Source organism: Pseudoalteromonas sp. JC3 (genome assembly GCF_030291895.1).
GTDB lineage: Bacteria > Pseudomonadota > Gammaproteobacteria > Enterobacterales > Alteromonadaceae > Pseudoalteromonas.
Genome location: NZ_CP127855.1, coordinates 3,467,554 through 3,487,240, shown reverse-complemented (window position 1 = coordinate 3,487,240; position 19,687 = coordinate 3,467,554). Strand labels below are relative to the sequence as shown.

The window sequence follows — 19,687 nt, the reverse complement described above, 5'->3', positions numbered from 1 at the left end:
AAGAATTTGTGTGGTTGGCTATGGAGGTGGACTATTTGTCGTATAGGAACGTATCTGACAGTGTTAATCGCCGTGATGTATTTCAGACCTGCGTCGACTAATTAATAATTTACTATCAATAGGAATAAACTCACTAGCGGCACGGATCAGTGAGGCGGCGGTAAGCTGCGGCACGCCGTAAACTTCGACTCGGGTATGGTATTTATCTCTGAGTTTATTCGCGAGTAAATCAAAATCACCATCGCCAGTTACTAGAATTATTACATCGGATCCTGACGCGCATTCCATGGCATCAATGGTAATGCCAACATCCCAATCACATTTTGCGGAGCCATCGGCACGTTGAATATAAGGCTTTAACTTCACCTCAAAGCCAATCGCTCGCAGGATATTTTGGAACTGCTTTTGTTTGTCGTTACCCTGTTCGCTGGAATAGGCAATGGCTTGATATACCTCGCGATTAGCCGTTGCTTTACGCCAAAACGCGTTATAGTCAAAGCCTGTTTGGTAGGCTTGTTTGGTGGTGTAATAAACATTTTGAGCGTCAACTAAAATGGTGACTTTTTCCATAATGGACTCTTAGCAATAAATTTGCTTTATGATAGCAAGATTAGCGTTTGTTTAGCCATTTACTCATCGCGGCATCATAGGCTTTTTTAATGGCACCGCCATCGCAAGGGCGAGGCGGAGTACGCCAGTTATTACTTAATCCCTCTGGTGTAGGAATACTCGGATCGAGTCTAACCTCAGTATAGCACAAGCCATTTTCACGGTAGACTTTATAATGTGGTGTGGACGCGAGTAGCTCTCTTGGCTTGCTCGCAGCACTGGTTTGATGCGCTTTAGGTACGGTGATCTGCTGCGGCTTTTTTTGGTTTTGGCTGAGTACAACGTCACTGGGAGTGCGCTCTAAAAGTTGCTGACGAAATTGAGAGATTGCTTTGCGATGGTCTAACTTTTTAGGTTGCGTGACGACTGCTGCTTTGGCTATGTGCTTGGTTGTACTTTCAACCGTAGGCTTTTTTGGTTCCGTTTGCGCAGTTTTTAGTACTTCAACCGTATCGTCCTTCAGCGTCGGTTTTAACTCCTTTACTGGCTTATCTTCAGTTATCGCTGGTGTCTCAATATGCTCCACCTTGGGCTTGGCAGGCTCAATAACCAAATAGGTTTTCATTGCCTTAATTTCTAAAGGCTTTGAGGGGATATAAATACTTTGCTGCAAATACCAGCCGAGCAGTAGATGCAGCACAATAGAGCCAATAATGGTGAAACTAATTAGGTTGTTTTGGAGCGGCCGCATTATTCTTATTAATCCTTGAGTTATGCAGAGTTAGAGCTTAATCAACGTGTAAATGTTCCCTCAATAGACGAATTATTCTGTGATTAGTTGCGCCGATATGTGTTTCAGTAAAGTTAATTCACGCAAAATGGACATCCCTTTGTTATTTGCATCAGCAAGTTTAGCTTCATTGTGGGCTATGGCTTGATTTATGTTAATCCACAAAGGTTTCATACCATTAGCAAGTTCGTAATTCTCCATGGTTGGCAGATCAAATTTGCCACAGATCTCACAAACGTAGCAATAAGAAATAATATGTACATTATCATGATCTGGTTTATACCAAGGACGATACTCTTCATAGCGACCAAAAGGAGTGAGACCTGTAATGGATACTGCACCAGTTTCTTCTTTTAGCTCGCGCTCTAATGCTGCTTCTAAGCTTTCCCCCTCGTTAACGCCACCACCTGGTAAGGTGTAATCGTCATAACGTTTGGTGTAAAGCATAAGAATGTCGTTGCCTCTAAGGACTATGGCGCGAGTGGTCTCTCTAGTAAAGCAGCTGCCTTGAAGCGGAATGACTGGGGTGTTGTTTAAGCTTTGCATGGGGGTTTTAACTTCAATTTAGGTAACAAGAATGGGTTTACAAAACGATACGCCTGCGTAAAAGCGGCGTATCGCGAATGAAGATATTAAAACGGAGCAGGGTACGCTTTAAATACAGTATCAATCTCGGCTAAAGACTCTGCACATAGCGGTTGTTCAAACGCTTGAATATTTTCTTTAAGCTGTGCCATGATTGTCGCGCCGATAATAGTTGAAGTCACGCCATCGACTTGGTTGCACCAAGCTAGCGCCAGTTGCGCTGCAGTCATATTAAATTCTTTGGCGATTTCTAAATATTTTGCAACGGCTTCTTGTGCTAGTTGCGTATCTCTAAATAAGCCTTGTCTTTGCACTAAGGTAAAGCGGCTGCCTTCAGGTCTTGCACCCCCTAAATATTTACCGCTCAACATCCCACCAGCCAGCGGCGACCAAGGTAAATAGGCAACATCTTCGTTTACGCAACTCTCAATCAAGTAAGGCCAATCTTTGGCATGTAGCAAGCTAAACTCATTTTGAATTGAAACCGGCTTAGGTAGGTTGTGTTGCATTGCCAAATTAAGGTAAGTGTGAATGCCCCAAGGCGTATCATCAGAAAGGCCCCAATGGCGAATTTTACCCGCTTGAATACAGCTCGCTAAGCCTTCTAAAATATCTAGCATACCAGCGCGTTCTTCCTCGCGGTCAAGCGCACTCAAAGGCACCATGCCAGGCCATTGTTTACCAAAATGCGGTGAAGTACGGTTTGGCCAATGTAGTTGGTAGAGGTCGATATAGTCGGTATTCAGGCGCGCTAAAGAATCGTCCACCGCTTGGATCACAGATTGTCCCGTAATAGCACCGCCTTCACGGATCCAAGGTAATCCGCTGCCTGCAATCTTGGTTGCAAGCACGAGCTTTTCGCGCTTTTCTTGGTGCCGCTTTAGCCAATTGCCAATGATGGCTTCGGTTTTACCATAGGTTTCAGGTGAGGGAGGGACCGCATACATTTCAGCGGTATCAATGAAGTTAATACCACGGCTTAGTGCATAATTGATTTGCTCGTCGGCATCATGCTGGTTGTTTTGTACGCCCCAAGTCATGCTTCCTAAACAAATGCGCGAAACTTCTAATGGGCTACTACCAAGTCGTGAGTACTTCATGCAGGCTCCTGATTGATTGCTGAATGGTTAAATATAGCCAAAGTAACGGATTTAGTACTTTGAACTGTATTGATATTGTTAGCATTATCTCTGTTTTGCAGTGCAACTTGCAACAGACATCAACACAAGTATAGCCCAGAACACTAAGGCCTATGTTCAAGATTGCAACAGTTGGAAAATTAGCACATAATAAACACTGTTTATTTAGACAGTGTTTTAACGTGCGTAAATTTATTCATATTGATATGGACGCGTTCTATGCATCGGTAGAAATGCGCGATAACCCCGAGCTTGCAAAGGTGCCGATGGCGATTGGTGGGCAGAGTCATCGTGGGGTGCTATCCACGGCTAACTATATTGCTCGGCAATATGGCGTGCGATCGGCCATGTCGAATTATCAAGCGAAAAAACTCTGCCCTCAGCTGGTGATTGTACCGGGGAGAATGGAGGTCTATAAGGCAATATCGCAACAAATTCGCGCTATTTTTACCCGCTATACTGAGCTAATTGAGCCACTGTCTTTGGATGAAGCCTATCTAGACGTCACTGAGTGTCAGCAATGTAATGGCAGTGCAACGCTTATCGCCGAGCAGATACGAGCGGATATAGTTGCAGAGACGGGCCTTACAGCTTCGGCGGGAATTGCGCCAATCAAGTTTTTAGCCAAAATTGCCAGCGATGAAAACAAGCCCAATGGTCAGTGTGTGATCCCGCCTCACCAAGTGAGCGCTTTTATTGATGTGTTACCTCTTAAAAAAATTCCAGGTGTAGGTAAAGTGACTCAACAGCGTTTGCTAGCCATGGGACTTGAGTATGGCCGAGATATTAAGGCACTGTCTGAAACTCAGTTACGCCAGTCATTTGGCAAGTTTGGCGCTGTATTATGGCGGCGTTGTCAAGGTATTGATGAGCGCCGAGTTGAGACCGATAGAGTGCGTAAATCGATAGGCGTTGAAACCACATTTGCAGAAGACACGCTCGACCTTGATACCTTAAAACAAGTCATAAAAGAAAAGTTGTTACCTGAATTGACTCGCCGAGCACAGCCTTATTTACAGCGTGGCTTTAATAAGCTTGGCGTTAAAGTGAAGTTTTACGATTTCACCCAAACCACCAAAGAATGCCAATACCAGCATATTGATTTGCCCGTTTTCGAAGAGCTATTGATTGAAGCAATGTCACGGCAAAAGTTTAAACCTGTGCGCCTCGTGGGCTTGCACTTAGGGCTAAATGAAAAGTCTAACACACAAGCTCAACTGGGACTTTTTGATGGCTAATTCAGACCTACCTAGACTAAAAGATAACTGCAATTAGTTTATTTTGTGCTAGCTTCGAAGTTGTCGTGCAACAAACTAATCACGCGAACTGCGTGTAATTAAAACAACAACAAGAGGTAAGCATTATGCAATCCATAATGATCGTACTCTTCGGCATCATAGGGATGTTATTTGGATGGTTTGTCTATTCCAAATTTATTGCTGAAAAAATATTTAAAATGGATGACAACTTTGTCACGCCGGCTCATGAGCTTGAGGATGGCGTGGACTATGTTCCCACTAACAAAGTGGTATTGTGGGGGCATCACTTTACTTCAGTCGCAGGTGCTGCACCAATTGTAGGTCCAGCCATCGCTGTTTATTGGGGTTGGGTGCCAGCTGTGCTTTGGGTTGTATTCGGTACCATATTCTTTGCGGGTGTCCACGATATGGGCGCGCTGTGGGCAAGTGCTCGCCATAAAGGCAAGTCGATGGGCGCGTTGTCTGAAAGCGTGATTGGCAAGCGCACGCGTTCATTGTTTATGATAGTGGTCTTTCTTGTACTGCTCATGGTAAATGCCGTGTTCGGCGTGGTGATAGCAAACTCCTTCGTAGGTAACCCAAATGCGGTATTTCCCGCTTGGTCAGCTATCGTCGTGGCGCTTATCATCGGCCAATTACTGAAACGCAAAGTGCCGCTAGTACCACTCTGTATTATCGGGGTTATTGTGCTCTACGCGACCATTTATATGGGCAGTAGTATGCCGATTACCTTACCAACCGAAATGTTTGGTCTAAGCGACAAAGCCAATTGGATAATCATTCTGTTTATATATGCTGCCGTGGCGTCATTGTTACCGGTTTGGATGCTATTACAACCTCGTGACTTTATTAATGGCATGCAGCTGTTAGTGGGATTGATCCTGCTTTATGGTGCAGTATTTGTGGTGATGCCAGATATCACCGCGCCTGCGTTTAATACCCAAACGGTAGAAAATACCCCAAGTATCATACCCCTGCTATTCGTGACTATTGCTTGTGGTGCGGTATCTGGTTTCCACGGTATTGTTTCGTCGGGAACGAGTTCTAAACAACTAGACAAAGAAAAAGACGGTCGTTTTGTCGGCTACTTAGGAGCAGTTGGTGAAGGCTCACTTGCACTTATTACGTTGGTCGCCGTGAGTGGCGTGATGCTTGCTGTATCACCTGAAGAGTGGCACGAAATTTATAGTCATCTTGGTGCAGGCAGTGTATCAGCCTTTATTAACGGTGGCTCAAATCTTATCAGTACAGGCTGGGGACTACCAGTCGAGATCGCATCAACTTTACTTGCCGTTATGGTTGTACTTTTTGCAGGCACTACCATGGATTCTGGCGTCAGACTTCAGCGTTATATTATTCAAGAGTGGGGTGAGATCTATAACATCAAGTTCCTGAACAACGGTATCTTCGCGACTTTGTTGGCCGTTGCATGTTGTTTGCTACTCGCCTTTGGCGCTGGTGGCGCATCGGGTAGTGGTGGTATGGTGATTTGGCCGCTGTTTGGTTCAACCAACCAAATCTTGGCAAGCTTAACCTTGTTGGTTATCTCAGTGTATCTTATCAAACTAGGGCGTCCCGCTAAGTACACCTTGATCCCTATGGTATTTGTGCTGGTGATGGCGTTTTTTGCTGGAGTGATCAAGCTAGGTGAATACTACCAAAAAGGCAATTGGCTGTTGGTTGTGCTTGACGTCATCGTGCTGGTGGTCAGTATTTTGGTGATGTTAGAAGCTTGGTCTGTGATCAGCAAAACCAAAGCGAAACCAGATGAAGCCCGTGATATGTCGTAGTTCCCTTGGAACTTGACCACAAATCACCTATAGTCGGCCCTAATTCTAATATAGAAAAGGGCCGTTTTTATGTCTTTTCCAATCGCATTACCTTGTAACACCCTATTTGAAAGCGATGCAGATGCTATCGTTGTTGTTACTCATGATATTCAAAACCTTGGCAGTGCGGAGCTTGACGAAGTTGCTGCACCATTTTTAGCTGTAGATGCGCGCATTGCGCAAAAGGCAAGCCTGCTTGTTTCAGACAAAGTACCTGGCAAGCGCTTGGTGATTGCGCCAACCGGACCAATCGACAGAGATTACGATGACGTTCGCCGTTACTTTGAAGCGGCAAAGGCTGGTATTTTAGAAGCGAAAGCGGCTGGTGCGGTAAAACCTGTGCTTGCTGTTGTAAATGTGCCTGCCGATGCTCGTTACGAAAATGCGCGTGCAGTCAGCTTTTTAGGTGCTTGCCAAGGCTTATGGCAGCCATTAGAAGCACGTGAGTACCGTGGCGAAGTGATTGAACCAATCGAAGCGATTTATGTTTTTGAAGCGTCATCACAATGCTGCGATCAACTAAGCGCAATCGCTGCAGGCCAATATGCTGCGCGTGATCTGTGTGGCACAGAACCTGAGCGCATGGCACCGCCTCGTTTTGCTGACTACTGTGTTGAGCTATTTCAAGGTTCAGCGGTAAACGTTGAGGTTATCGCTGATCGTAAAATTATGGATGAACAGTATCCACTGTTAAGCACGGTAGCGCGTGCCTCTTACGCCGTTGAACGTCATCATCCTCGAGTTGTAAAAATGGTATACGAGCCTGAAGGTGACGTCGAACGTACTCTTATCTTTGTTGGCAAAGGTCTTGTGTACGATACTGGCGGTGCAGACTTGAAAGTGGGCGGTTTTATGGCCGGCATGAGCCGTGATAAAGGCGGTGCGGCGTCAGTGGTTGGTTTTATGGAAGCGGTTGCTAAGTACCAACCAAAAGGTATTAAGGTAATTGCTTATCTTGCCGTGGTTCGTAACTCGATTGGTTCTGACTGTTTCGTGCCGGATGAAATCATTGAGAGCAGAGAAGGCGTACGCGTTCGTATTGGTAACACCGATGCGGAAGGTCGCTTGGCGATGGGTGACTTACTCAGCGAAGCGAAAGACTTAGCTCTGGGTGAGAAAAACCCTGAGATCTTTACGGTTGCAACACTGACAGGTCATGCAGCGCGCGCCATGGGCCCTTACAGTGCCTATGTTGAGAATGGTCCTGCACGAGCAGCACAAGTATCTCGCAAGATTGCAGATATGGGCGACCTATGGGCTGACTGCGCGGAAGTATCGCGTAGCCGACGCGAAGACTATGACTTTGTAAAACCACGCACCCTTGCGGATGATGTGCTATCGAGCAACAACGCTCCATCGGCGGTTACCGCTCGTGGTCACCAATTTCCAATGGCATTTTTGGCAATTGTTGGTGGCTTAGACAAGCATGGTTGTAATGCAGAATTGCCAATTCCGTATGTACATATGGATATTGCAGGTAGCGGCGTTGAAGGTGGCGACTGGCAGCATGGCAAACCAACCGCTGCAACCGTTGCAAGCTTGTTTGCTCGGTATTGTATTTAATACCAATTGAATTAATTCTCTAATCAATTTGAAGGGTGAAATAGCGTATTAGCTTCGTTAAAAATTTCTCATTTAGAACAACTAAATAGCAAAATTTTTGCCTTGCTACTAAAGCTATTTTCCCGCTTCAAGATAGATCATTTATTTAATACAACTGGTATAAGATTGATAAAAGGGAAGCAATACAGCTTCCCTTTCTGGTTGGGTCAAATTAAAGAGAAGACTATTTGGAATCTAGCCCTCTGCGTTTTAATAGCGCTTCAGTCGTTGGCTCTTTTCCGCGGAATGCTTTGTAAGAGTCCATTACAGGTCTTGAGTTACCAACCGATAAAATATGTTTACGATATTTTTCGCCATTTTCAAGTTTAAGGCCACCGAGCTTTTGCACGTATGCATAGGCGTCGGCTGCTAATATTTCACTCCACATATAAGCATAGTAACCAGCAGAATAGCCGCCTCCCATAGAGTGCGCAAAAAATGCTGATTTATAACGCGGTGGAACGTAATCGAGGGCGACTCCATGCTTCTTCAGTGCCGCTTGTTCAAATTCATTGATATCAGTGGGTGCATGCTCAGGTGAAATTGTATGCCACTCCATATCTAAGAGCGCAGATGCCATGTACTCCAATGTATCGTAGCCCATATTAAAAGTTCGTGAGCGGATCACTTTATCAAGCAGTGTTTTTGGGATAGGTTCCCCGGTTTGGTAATGCTTTGCATAGTTACTGATAACTTCAGGGTGTGCAGCCCAGTCTTCCTCAAAGGTTGAGGGAAACTCAACAAAATCACGAGAAACAGCGGTTCCAGCAAGACTCGGATATTTTACGTCAGAAAACATCCCATGTAAGCCATGTCCCATTTCGTGAAACATAGTTGTCACTTCACTGTAGCTTACAAAGGTTGGTTCACCATCAGGTGCCTTTGCAATATTCATGACATTGATAACCACAGGCTTTTGGTTTAATAACTTAGATTGCCCTACAAATGAATTCATCCAAGCTCCACCACGTTTACCTTCTCTTGCAAAATAGTCGGCAAAGAATATCGCGAGGCTTTCACCATTGTTATCGATCAGTTCATAAGCCTTAACATCTGGATGATACACAGGTAAGTCAGGGCGAGCTTTGAAACTTACGCCGTACAGCTTATTCATAGTATAAAAAACACCATTTTCTAAGACGTTATTAAATTCGAAGTACTTTTTCACTTCTGTTTCGTCTAAGTCATAACGAGATTGACGAACTTTCTCAGCGTAGTATGCCCAGTCCCAAGGTTTGATGTTGAACGAGTGCCCTTCGCTTTGAATAAGCGTTTTAATATCTGCTGCTTCCTTTTCCACGTTGGAAACAACGGCCGGCACCATGCTGCCAAGCATGTCATAAACTGCTTTAGGGTTTCCAGCCATTTGCTTTTCTAGGCCGTAGTCTGCCCAGCTTTTATACCCTAACAGCGCTGCTTTTTCGGCCCTTAACTGTGCCAGCCGGATGATAATTTGAGTATTGTCATTATCACCTGACTGAGCACGATAAGCAGAAGTTTGCCAAATCTGTTGCCTAAGTGCTCGGTTGGTTAAAGACGCTAAAATAGGTTGACGGGTCGTGTTGGTAATACCGATTAAGTACTTGTCTTTATGTCCTGCAGCTTCAGCCGCACGTTTAGTGGCAAGAATTTGTCTTTCTGTTAAACCGTCCAATGCGGCTTTATCATCAACAATCACTGATATGGCAGACGTTTCTGCTAATAGGTTTTGTGAAAACTGGGTAGTCAGAGATGAATGCTCTTCATTGATTTTGCGAATTTTCTCCTTATCTTCAGCACTTAGTTTTGCGCCAGCTCGCACAAAGTTGGTGTAGTAAACATCCAATAAACGCTTTGATTCTGAGTCTAGTTCGAGTGTGTTGCGATTATCATAAAGCGACTTTATACGATCAAATAATGCGGCGTTCAAATTGATGTTATCGCGGTGTTCTGCGAGCATTGGGGCTAGTTCTTTTTGTAATTGACGACGCTTTACTGAGCTATTAGTGCCTATTAAGTTAAAAAATACGCTACTGGTTCGCTTTAGCAGTGCACCACTTTTTTCCATTGCAACTAAGGTGTTTTCAAACGTAGGCGTTGCAGGGTTAGTTGCAATACGCGCGATTTCTTTGAGGTGCTCTGCCATACCCAACTTAAATGCAGGCATAAAATGTTCATCTTTGATCTGGTCAAACATTGGGGTTTGGTAGATTAAAGTACTGGCGTTGAACAGTGGATTGTGATGGACTGATTCACTTTTCTTAGGCACGCTAGATGCCACCTCCGTTGTATAATTTGAACAACCAGAGACAAAAAGCGTGGAGTAAATCGCAACGGCGATGATGGTCTTTTTCATAAACTTCTCAGTATTTGTTGTAATGTTATAGTGTATCTATTGTGTGTTTGTAGTTGTGTTTTATCGCATAATAATGGCAGTATCATGATTCTTGCATCTTAGGCAGATAAGTGTTTCTTAAGTCAGTTTTTGGGCCGGAAACTTATTATCAATGGCGACAGCATTGTGAGCATGCAAACTTTCTTGGTGTTCAATTTTGAACCAATAATCAACAAACTGTGTGTTTTGCTCTAAAAATTGTTTGACTCGTCGTGCGGCATCTTCACAAAACATTAGATTTTCTGCATTTAGCTTCGCAAATGCTTGTTCATCTTCACGTTTTACCGCAGTTTGAACTGGCGTGCCAATGGCCTGTTCTAGCGCTTTTATAAGGTTTGGAATGAGTGGCAACGTCCGTTCTGTTAGTTTTACTGTTACGTAAGCGAAAGAGCGCTGGCTATGAGGTGTGGCAATGCTCCCTTTTAGAGAGGTTATCCACGTCATTAGTTCGTGTTTTGAAATCACCTCTTGGGAAAACTGTTCTTCGATCTCTTCACTTAATGCTTGTCTAGAAAGCGCCGCTGAACAAGGGCAGGTACTTGAATAGGCAATAGTAAGTGATAACTCATAGCTAAGCTCTGAGTTTATATACTCACAATTAAGCGTGATAGGGTAACTTTGATAGCCGAATTGATCGCTCAACAATGCTGGTTTATCTATAGTTACTTCAAACTGTAACTCAAGCTTGGCTGCTTTGCTCAACCCTTGTTGAGATTGAACGGACTCCTTTAATAACGCTTCAATCGTTTTAATATTCAAAGGAGTCGTACTTAGTATCTCTCTCAAGCGAATGTATAACCGGGACATATGGATCCCTTTTGCCTCAGGTTTATCAAGGCTAACAAAAATATTTGCAAGAGCGTTAACCCTTTGGTGAGAGGTGCTTGATATTTCCACTTCTAAAGGTATGGCAATTTTTTCCATACCCACCCACTTTAGCGGTAAGGCTGTTGTTGCAAGCTGCCCAGAGGCAACATCAGGTAAAGATACTGTCATATTTATTTCCGACGAGGTTTCTAGGGCCTGTTGATCTTTGCTGTTTGATTTTTGTTCTCCTGAGTGTGTTTTGGTCGCGACGCTCGACTTGCCGCCTAGTAATCTAGGCAAAAGTTGAGCAACAATGAACAAAGCGCACTCAGGTGAACCCAAAGGGCAGCGCTTGATTAGCATTTCTACTGTGTTATCGCCTGACTCACATAGAATAACTATGCTACGCAGGCTCTGCCTTGTACAAATACCAATCAAACTGCTGCAAAAACAAACTTGAAAGGTAAACATGCCCTAGCGATTAAAAATTAGTGGCATAGCGGCTGTGGGTGTATTAAGCGGTTGTTGGCCGTCATAAACGAGACTGCCATTCACCCAAGTTTTTAAAACTTTTGCTGAAAAACGGTGACCGTCGAATGGGGTCCAGCCACAGTGATAGTGTGTTTTCTGATGGCAAGTGGGTGTTTCGTGATGAGGGTTCACGAGCACTAAGTCAGCATAGTATCCTTCGCGAATAAAGCCTCTATCTACAATGTGATACCTTAACGCTGGATTATGTGCAACTTTCTCAACGAGCTGCTCTATAGATAAACGCTGATGATGCACATGGTCGAGCAAGCTTAATAATGCATGTTCAACTAAAGGCAAACCCGCAGGTGCTTGCTGGTAGGGGAGTTGCTTTTCTTGCCAAGTATGAGGCGCGTGATCAGTAGCAATAATATCTATTTGATTATTTCGCACTGCTGCTAACAAAGCATCACGATCGCTTTTCGCTTTAATCGCTGGATTGCATTTTATTAGGTTACCCTGCAGTGCGTAATCTTCTTGACTGAACCACAAATGATGAACACATGCCTCTGCCGTAATATGTTTGTCGCGAATATCGCCTGAAGGGAATAAGCTCAATTCTTTTTCTGTTGTGATATGCAGTACATGTAAATCGCTACGATATTGTTTCGCTAAAGATACAGCGTACGAAGAGGATGAATAACACGCTTCGGCGTCACGAATGATGGGGTGATCTTGAATTGTTAAACTGCCACTGCGTCCTATGCACATGGATAAGTTCTTTTCAATCACTCTTCCATCTTCACAATGGGTGACAATTAGGGTTGGACTTTCTCTGAAAATTGCGTCGAGTGCTTGTGGATGCTCAACGAGTAGATCGCCTGTTGATGCCCCCATAAAAACTTTAACACCGCAGTACTTCTTCGCATCTAAACGTTTTATTTGTTCTAAATTATCTTCGGTTGCCCCTAAGTAGAAACCATAGTTTGCCAGCGAGCTTCTAGACGCAATCGCGTATTTCTGTTCAAGAGCTTCAATGGTTGTAGTCGCAGGGCTTACGTTTGGCATTTCCATATAGCTGGTGATACCACCTGCCACAGCAGCTCTGGATTCTGAGGCTATATTACCCTTCTGTGTTAAGCCGGGCTCACGGAAATGTACTTGGTCGTCTATCATTCCAGGGAGTAGAAAATAACCTGTCGCATCCACAATATAGTCATTTGGCTGCGCAGTTATTGAGCTTGCAATTTTATTTATTCTGTTTTCAACGATAAGTACATCACATACTTGTGATTGATTCTCGTTGACCACAATTGCATTTTTTATCAGTGTGTTTTTCATATTATAGGGACCTATTTGTCAAGTTTGGCTTTGCAAAGGTTACATAAGCCAGGCAACTCTAAGCGTGCATTTGCAGCTGAAAATCCAGTGCTTTCTACCGCTTTAAATAGATGCTTAGCAGCCTCTTGAACAGAATCTATTTCTTCTATTTGATGGCAGGATCTGCAGACCAAGATCACGGATAGATGGTGATGGCACGCACCATCTAGACTCTTACAGGCTATATATTTATTTGCAGAATGGATCCGGTGTGCCAGATTGACTGATTCTAAGAATTCAAGAATGCGGTACACGGACATTGCTAGAATAGGAGAGTTGGTGCTTTTATTGTATTTGTCAGTAAGTTCATACGCTGATAGCGGCTCGACTGTTTGCAATAATATTTCTAGCACGCCCTGTCGTTTTTCAGTTAAACGCAGCCCTAACGATTGGCATTTTGCTTGAGCCTGTTTGAGAATAAAGTTTCGTTGAGTTTTGTTCACGGCAATGACGACATAATTCATTTAACTATTGATACAATATAACATATCAATCATAATTGATACAATATAACATTTATTGGAGTCGTTATGTCTAAACTATCAACAATATCCTTGCTCGTTGCTGCACTGTTACCACCAAGTCTTGTAGCAAAGTCTATAGAAGGTACAGTCGTCAATAAAGTTGGTAAAGGGATTGCAAATGCATCAATTGAGGTCGAAGGAACTGATATTCGCGTAGTCACAGATAACAATGGTCATTTTCAAATTTCGGGCGTTGGGCTTGGAAATCAACAAATCCATGTAAGAGCACCTGGTTTTGCTCATCTGCATAAGGCGCTCACTCTGGATCAAGGTGGCGTTAAAAACGCAATGCTAATGTTAAATCGTTCTCCAATAGAAGTTATAGATATTGTAGCTACCCCTGTACATATGTCGGCGATGGAATCTGCGGTTCCAGTTAGTGTTTTGTCAGGTGAAACATTGCGTCGACAGCAAACCGCTACGCTAGGGGATAGCTTAGAAAAATTGCCTGGCGTCAACACAAATTTCCACGCCAAAGTAGCGAGTACACCAATTATTCGAGGTTTGAGTGGCCCGCGGGTGTTGGTGACGCAAAATGGATTAGATGTCAGTGATGTATCTAGAGTTGGTCCTGATCACTCAGTCGCCTCCGAAGCCTCAACGGCTCAACAAATTGAGGTATTGCGGGGACCTGCAACTCTTTTTTATGGTAGCGGTGCGATTGGGGGAGTGGTTAATGTCGTCGATACAAGAGTTCCAACCGATAATGCAACTCGCGGAGAATGGAATCTGGAAAGTAACTCTGTTGATGACCAAAATACAGCCTCGTTTAATGCGACATCGGGTATTGGTTCTGTGGCTTTATATGTTGATGCATTCTGGCGAGAATCTAATGACTACGAAGTACCTGTTCCTGCTGAAATTCATGAGCATAGTGAAAGGAATAACAGTGGTGAACATCACTATAAAGTAGCAAATAGTGCTGAAGAGTCTGATGGTTTTACGGTTGGCTCAAGTTACTTATTTGACCAAGGTTATGTCGGTGTGGCTGTTGAGAAATTTAACCGCAAATACGGCATTCCGGGACATACGCATGGTGATGGAGAAGCACATCATGAGGCTGAAGAGCAGGTTTTTGCGGACTTAGCACAAACAAAAGTGCAACTATTAAGCGAGTACAAGTTTAACAAAGGTTGGCTTGATAAAGTGAATGTGCGTGCTGGTTTTACAGAGTATGAACATGCTGAAGTTGAGCACGGCATGGTTGGAACAACATTTAAGAATGATACCAATGAGTTAAAAGTTGATTTACTACATCAGCCTCTGTCTGCTTGGACTGGTGGCGTAAGCTTACATTACAAACACAGTGATGTTGAGGCTCAAGGTAGTGAGGCGTTTACGCCGCCATCTGATACCCAAACACTTGCGATAGGGGTAATGGAGGAAAGGCGGTTTGGTGATTTTTTAGTGCAGTTAGGTGGTCGTATTGAGCAAGTGGAGATCACCGCAAGTAATGTGCCTTTACCAAGTATTGATGCCCACTCGCATGATACTGAAATGCATGACCACATCGGTCACGATTCAGAAGCAACAAAGGTATATGCGGTTGAGCATCAGTTTACCCCTGTCAGTTTATCTTCGGGTCTTGTATGGGACTTTGCGCAAAATTATAACCTTGGGTTATCTGTTTCACACTCTGAACGAGCTCCTTCTTCATCGGAGTTATTTTCCTTTGGTCCTCACATAGGAACCGGCACTTACGAGGTAGGAGCGTTGTTCAAAATGGATGAGCACGGTCATTTTGAACTCGATGAGCAAGGCATAGCGCTAGAAAAGTCGCACAATATTGATATTACACTGCGAAAAACCCAAGGCGATATAGGCTTTATTTTTAATGCTTTTTACAACCAAGTAGATAACTACTACTATCAAATAGAAACTGGGTTGTACGCCGAGAGCGGCGATAGTCACGACCACAATCATGAACATGAGCACGATCATGCTTCCGAATTACCTATTTATTTATTCAAGACAGATGATGTGGTTTTGCACGGTTTTGAAGCGCAAGTTGCTTGGCAATTGACCGACGAGTTGAAAGTTGATGTTTTCTCTGACTTTGTGCGCGCCAGATTAGAAGAAGGCGGCGATTTACCTCGTACACCACCTCTGCGCTTTGGGTCGCAGTTAAGCTATCAGACGGATAATCTCAGTGCACATATCCACATTACTCGATATCAAGAGCAGGACCGGATTGCACCAGAAGAAACCGCGACCGACGGATATACCTTAGTTGATGCTAGCATCTCTTATGATCTTTCTGTGTTAAATCAAGATCTCTCTATTTATCTTAGAGGGAGCAATCTGACGGATACAGAAGCACGAGTACATAGTTCATTCTTAAAAGATATAGGCCCTCGTCCGGGACGCAGTTTCGCGCTTGGTATTCGCGGCTATTTTTAGTTTTAGCAGGTTAAACCATTGTGTACCTGTTAGTTAAAGCCACACAGGTACACAAGTAACTGAGTTTTACAACAACATAAATCTTATCTATATGTAGCACGAGATTATTACTGACACGACTACGATCAGCAGGAGAAATTATGGTTTCACGTCGAAGGTTTTTAAGGGGGGCTGGCACCCTCGCATTTATCGGCCTTTCTAAAAGCGCATTTGGCAGAGTGTCACTATTAGACTTTAACACAATGATAGCTGGGTATGGACCGTTGATCACCGACCCCAATGGTTTACTCGATTTGCCCCAAGGTTTCAGTTATCAAATAGTATCAAGCCTTGGAGATAAAATGTCCGATGGTTTTACTGTACCTGACAAAGCCGATGGTATGGGTTGTATTGCTTTAGATGAAGAACGGGTTGCATTGATCCGCAATCATGAATTGAAACCAACAGATTTAGCAAAAGCCGAGGACAGTATTCGTCACCATAAAAGTGAGCTTGCTTTTGATACAAATGGCTCAGGCATCGCGCTTCCTGGTGGCACAAGTCATATTGTGTATAACCTAAAAACACGCCAAAAAGAACAAGAATATTTATCCTTGGTTGGCACTATTCGTAACTGTTCTGGTGGAATAACGCCTTGGGGGAGTTGGCTTACTTGTGAAGAAACAACTGCAACTAAAAATGATGGTTTTACACAAGATCACGGATATATTTTTGAAGTACCAGCGACTGCAAAGGGTTTAATTAAGCCACAACCTCTAAAAGCAATGGGGCGGTTTAATCATGAAGCCGCTGCTGTTGATCCCAAAACAGGCATTGTTTATCTCACGGAAGACAGGGGAGACAGCGTTTTTTACCGCTTTATTCCAAACGAAAAGGCAAAGCTCCACAAAGGAGGGAAATTACAAGCGATGGTAGTGAAAGAAAGCCCGCAATTTGATAGTCGAAATTGGAATAAAAAAGCGATGCCACTTCATCAGGAGTTTACTGTTGAGTGGATAGATTTGGACGACCCACAAAGTGCTAAAGACGATTTACGGATCCGTGCTTATCGAAGTGGAGCTGCGCTATTTGCTCGAGGTGAAGGGATCCATTGGGGTGAAAAAGAGCTGTACTTTTGCTGTACCAATGGCGGAAAAAAGCAGCTAGGGCAAATCATGAAGTATCAGCCATCTGAGTTTGAGGGAACAGAAAAAGAACGCCTCAATCCAGGAAAGTTGTCTTTATTTGTCGAAAGCACTAGCCAGTCTCTCTATAACTTTGGTGACAATCTTACCGTGTCGCCACAAGGACATTTAATTGTTTGTGAGGATCAGTATTCCGATGTTGTAAATAACTACCTAAGAGGTGTAACACCAGAGGGAGAACTCTATAATTTTGCGCGGCTAGCTAAGCAAACTGAGCTCGCCGGCGCTTGTTTTTCACCAGACGGCAAGACTTTATTTGTTAATGTGTACTCACCAACGACAACATTGGCGATTGTGGGACCATGGGAGCACTTTAATCAAGCAAAAATAAATAGCCTCTCTAATTTTAATTTGTTGAATTAGGGCTTGTTGACCTTTTCGCTATTTGATTTATGTTCTCATAAGTGTATTTTGGTCGCGAAGCTCAACTTGCTGCTGAGTAATCTAAGCAAAATTTAAATCGTGAAAGTGAGCTATTAATATTGATGCTATTATCAATGAGGCTCCTTTTCTTTACGTTGTCTTGTAGTTAAATTATCAGCCACAAATGCACCTCGTTGCCCTCTGGTTTTTGCTGGTCCAACGGTACTATCTTTTAAAGTTTGTAGCTCAGTACTGGCATTTAGTGCGGCACCAAAAATAATGATATATGCGCTCAAATATAACCACATCATCATAATGACGACGCCTCCCAATGAACCATAAGTTTCATTGTAAGAAGCGAACTGCGCGACATAATATGAAAATCCCAATGACGCCAAGATCCATAAACCGGTTGCAGTAAACGAGCCGAGTGTTATCCAGCGCCATTTTGCGGCTCTGCGATGAGGCGCATAACGATAAACAAACGCCAAAGAAAAGTGAAATAGTGCTGCTAAAATAGACCAAGTGATTAGTTGGATAATCGAATCGAGTGCTGTGGTAAATCCTACGAGGTTAAGCACAATCGGTAAAATTCCGATAATAGACAACGTCACAATCGCGACGAAAATCGCCCCCACAGAAAACAAAAAGCGTACCACTAGCGCTTGTAAAAACTGCCTTTTATTATGCTCATGATACGTAATGTTGCAGGCTGTGATCAACGCTTGGCAGCCTTTACTGCTACTCCATATTGTTAAAAAGAGGGTAAAAATAGCACCTAAACTTAGGCTTGCCTGCGATTTTTGAGTGAGCGCTTTGAGTTGTTGCAACATAATTTCTTGACTGGATGGTGGTAAGAGTTCAATAAGCGGCAGTAGCTGGTCAACCATTTCTGCAGGAGAAGAAAAATAGGCATAGATAGAAACAACGGCCGCTAACGCAGGAAATATTGCCAGCAGGGCATAAAATGCCACTCCAGCGGCAACCAGAGATAAATTATCTTGGGATAAGCTGTGGTATAGCCGTTTACTGACATCCCACCAACCGAGTGCTGGAATATCGCTTGGCCTGTCTGCATTAAAGCCATGTTTATGAGCTGCCATTGGTCTTTCCTAAATCAATTCTGGGCCTGTTGATCTAAAGTGATATACAGCAAAAGGTCTGCCAATCTCGTTTGGCGTTATATTTGCTACTAGTCAACTCGTGATCTTATGAATAAAAACCCAAAGAGTGCAATATGGAAATCAATAATCTTATTAAAAATCAAATGACTAATATGATTCAGGCGGCAGCTTCTCGCGAAGTGACTGAGGCCGTGAGCACATCAGATACGCTAAGTTTAAGCGCACAGGTTGTGCACTTTTTACAAACCGCATGGCAATTATTACCTGCTTTGGCGTTGGGAATTGTGGTTATTGTGCTTTGTTATTATTTAGCACGGCCAATCTCTTATCTTTTGATTAAACCCATAGGTTATGTCAGTAAAAGTCGATTATTACATCTCGTCACTCGCCGTTTTATCAGTGTGTTAGTCATATTTTTTGGTATTTATATCTTTTTGCGCTTGGCCGGGTTAAGTGAGTTTGCCGTCGCAGTAATGAGTGGTACTGGGCTTGTCGGTCTTATTCTTGGGTTTGCGTTTCGTGATATCGCCGAGAACTTTATTTCGAGTATGCTAATTAGTGTCCAACGCCCGTTTAGAATTGATGACGTTATTGAAGTGGATAACCGTTTGGGGATCGTTAAAAAAGTCACCGCCCGCGCAACCACCTTAGTTGATTACGATGGTAATCACATTCAAATACCCAATGCTACCGTCTACAAGAATGTAATTAAAAACTTTACTGCCAACCCCAAAACACGTGGACACTTTAAGATTGGTATTGGCTATGACAACGATATTCGCCTGACGCAGCAAATTGCAATTGACTTACTTAAAGAGCAAAGTGCGGTTTTAAACGACCCGCCACCTCAGGTTCTACTTGAAGCCTTAGGCTCCGCGACTATCAATCTTACCATTTATTTTTGGGTCAATAGCGAACAACATAGCCCGATCAAAGTGGCGTCTCAACTCATGCGAGAAACCGTTAATTGCTTTACAGAACACGGTATAAGCATGCCTGATGATGCTAGAGAGCGGATAATCATAGCTGCGAATACTGAAACACAAGGAGTAAACAAAGAAGCGACCAGTAATTCGAGTAGCAGAGCGCCTGTGAAACAAAAGAACAAAACCACAGCAAGTGCAGTAGATGCGGATATTGACGATGTGAGTAGCGATGCGGATGAGATCAGAGAGCAAGCAGAGCGCGCTCGAAGCCCAGAAGAAGGGGACAATATAATTTAGCAGTAAATTAGGTTAAGTGTTGAAATGTGTCATGGCTGATTTAGATTATTTCGGACTGTCGACTCATCACCCTAATCTAGATGAACA

The 19,687-nt window shown here is 43.5% G+C and carries 15 protein-coding genes and 1 pseudogene; 6 read left to right on the top strand and 10 right to left on the bottom strand.

Annotated features, from left to right (window positions below):
* Positions 1-63 precede the first annotated feature (63 nt).
* The 4 genes from QSH61_RS15085 to QSH61_RS15070 form a co-directional block, all read right to left on the bottom strand.
* Positions 64-570 (bottom strand): LabA-like NYN domain-containing protein, encoded by a 507-nt coding sequence (locus QSH61_RS15085; RefSeq protein WP_206472136.1) that lies wholly within the window; start codon positions 568-570, stop codon positions 64-66.
* A 40-nt stretch (positions 571-610) separates the two neighbouring features.
* Positions 611-1,300, bottom strand: coding sequence for a hypothetical protein (locus tag QSH61_RS15080; RefSeq protein ID WP_174169765.1), 690 nt, complete (start codon positions 1,298-1,300; stop codon positions 611-613).
* A gap of 72 nt (positions 1,301-1,372) precedes the next feature.
* Positions 1,373-1,885, bottom strand: a complete 513-nt coding sequence (locus QSH61_RS15075; RefSeq protein WP_010605982.1) for an NUDIX hydrolase — start codon at positions 1,883-1,885, stop codon at positions 1,373-1,375.
* Between the two features lie 86 nt (positions 1,886-1,971).
* On the bottom strand, positions 1,972-3,024 hold the full coding sequence (locus QSH61_RS15070; RefSeq protein ID WP_206472138.1) for an aldo/keto reductase: 1,053 nt from the start codon (positions 3,022-3,024) through the stop codon (positions 1,972-1,974).
* A gap of 221 nt (positions 3,025-3,245) precedes the next feature.
* On the opposite strand from QSH61_RS15070, the gene dinB reads away from it, so the two are divergent.
* The 3 genes from dinB (at position 3,246) to QSH61_RS15055 (ending at position 7,714) form a co-directional block, all read left to right on the top strand.
* Entirely contained in the window at positions 3,246-4,301 is a 1,056-nt protein-coding gene (gene dinB, locus QSH61_RS15065; protein ID WP_455430646.1) for a DNA polymerase IV, read from the top strand.
* Positions 4,302-4,426: 125 nt separating this feature from the next.
* Complete coding sequence (locus QSH61_RS15060) at positions 4,427-6,112, top strand: carbon starvation CstA family protein (RefSeq protein WP_206472140.1); 1,686 nt, start codon at positions 4,427-4,429, stop codon at positions 6,110-6,112.
* Positions 6,113-6,181: 69 nt separating this feature from the next.
* Entirely contained in the window at positions 6,182-7,714 is a 1,533-nt protein-coding gene (locus QSH61_RS15055; RefSeq protein WP_206472142.1) for a M17 family metallopeptidase, read from the top strand.
* A 223-nt stretch (positions 7,715-7,937) separates the two neighbouring features.
* Here QSH61_RS15055 and QSH61_RS15050 read toward each other — a convergent pair whose 3' ends face one another.
* From QSH61_RS15050 to QSH61_RS15035, 5 genes and pseudogenes are all read right to left on the bottom strand, one after another.
* Positions 7,938-10,088: a M3 family metallopeptidase gene (locus tag QSH61_RS15050; RefSeq protein WP_206472144.1), complete on the bottom strand. Its 2,151-nt coding sequence runs from the start codon at positions 10,086-10,088 to the stop codon at positions 7,938-7,940.
* Positions 10,089-10,205: 117 nt separating this feature from the next.
* Positions 10,206-11,123 carry a GTP cyclohydrolase FolE2 gene (folE2, locus tag QSH61_RS15045; protein WP_174169770.1) on the bottom strand — a complete coding sequence of 306 codons (918 nt, stop codon included), beginning with the start codon at positions 11,121-11,123 and terminating at the stop codon, positions 10,206-10,208.
* Positions 11,124-11,141: 18 nt separating this feature from the next.
* A pseudogene (locus QSH61_RS24430) lies at positions 11,142-11,297 on the bottom strand (GTP cyclohydrolase FolE2); the annotation flags it as partial.
* Positions 11,298-11,408: 111 nt separating this feature from the next.
* On the bottom strand, positions 11,409-12,743 hold the full coding sequence (locus tag QSH61_RS15040; protein ID WP_206472146.1) for a dihydroorotase: 1,335 nt from the start codon (positions 12,741-12,743) through the stop codon (positions 11,409-11,411).
* 11 nt (positions 12,744-12,754) lie between these two features.
* Positions 12,755-13,246: a Fur family transcriptional regulator gene (locus tag QSH61_RS15035; protein ID WP_227386879.1), complete on the bottom strand. Its 492-nt coding sequence runs from the start codon at positions 13,244-13,246 to the stop codon at positions 12,755-12,757.
* Between the two features lie 66 nt (positions 13,247-13,312).
* On the opposite strand from QSH61_RS15035, the gene QSH61_RS15030 reads away from it, so the two are divergent.
* Positions 13,313-15,706 carry a TonB-dependent receptor gene (locus QSH61_RS15030; RefSeq protein ID WP_206472148.1) on the top strand — a complete coding sequence of 798 codons (2,394 nt, stop codon included), beginning with the start codon at positions 13,313-13,315 and terminating at the stop codon, positions 15,704-15,706.
* A gap of 140 nt (positions 15,707-15,846) precedes the next feature.
* A complete protein-coding gene (locus QSH61_RS15025) occupies positions 15,847-17,253 on the top strand; it encodes an alkaline phosphatase PhoX (RefSeq protein ID WP_206472150.1) in 1,407 nt (468 codons plus the stop codon).
* A 131-nt stretch (positions 17,254-17,384) separates the two neighbouring features.
* On the opposite strand, the gene QSH61_RS15020 is transcribed toward QSH61_RS15025, so the two are convergent.
* The gene (locus QSH61_RS15020) at positions 17,385-18,356 is read right to left on the bottom strand and encodes a YihY/virulence factor BrkB family protein (RefSeq protein ID WP_174169774.1); all 972 of its coding nucleotides are present in this window, start codon (positions 18,354-18,356) and stop codon (positions 17,385-17,387) included.
* A 134-nt stretch (positions 18,357-18,490) separates the two neighbouring features.
* On the opposite strand from QSH61_RS15020, the gene QSH61_RS15015 reads away from it, so the two are divergent.
* Complete coding sequence (locus QSH61_RS15015; protein ID WP_174169775.1) at positions 18,491-19,600, top strand: mechanosensitive ion channel family protein; 1,110 nt, start codon at positions 18,491-18,493, stop codon at positions 19,598-19,600.
* Positions 19,601-19,687: the final 87 nt, after the last annotated feature.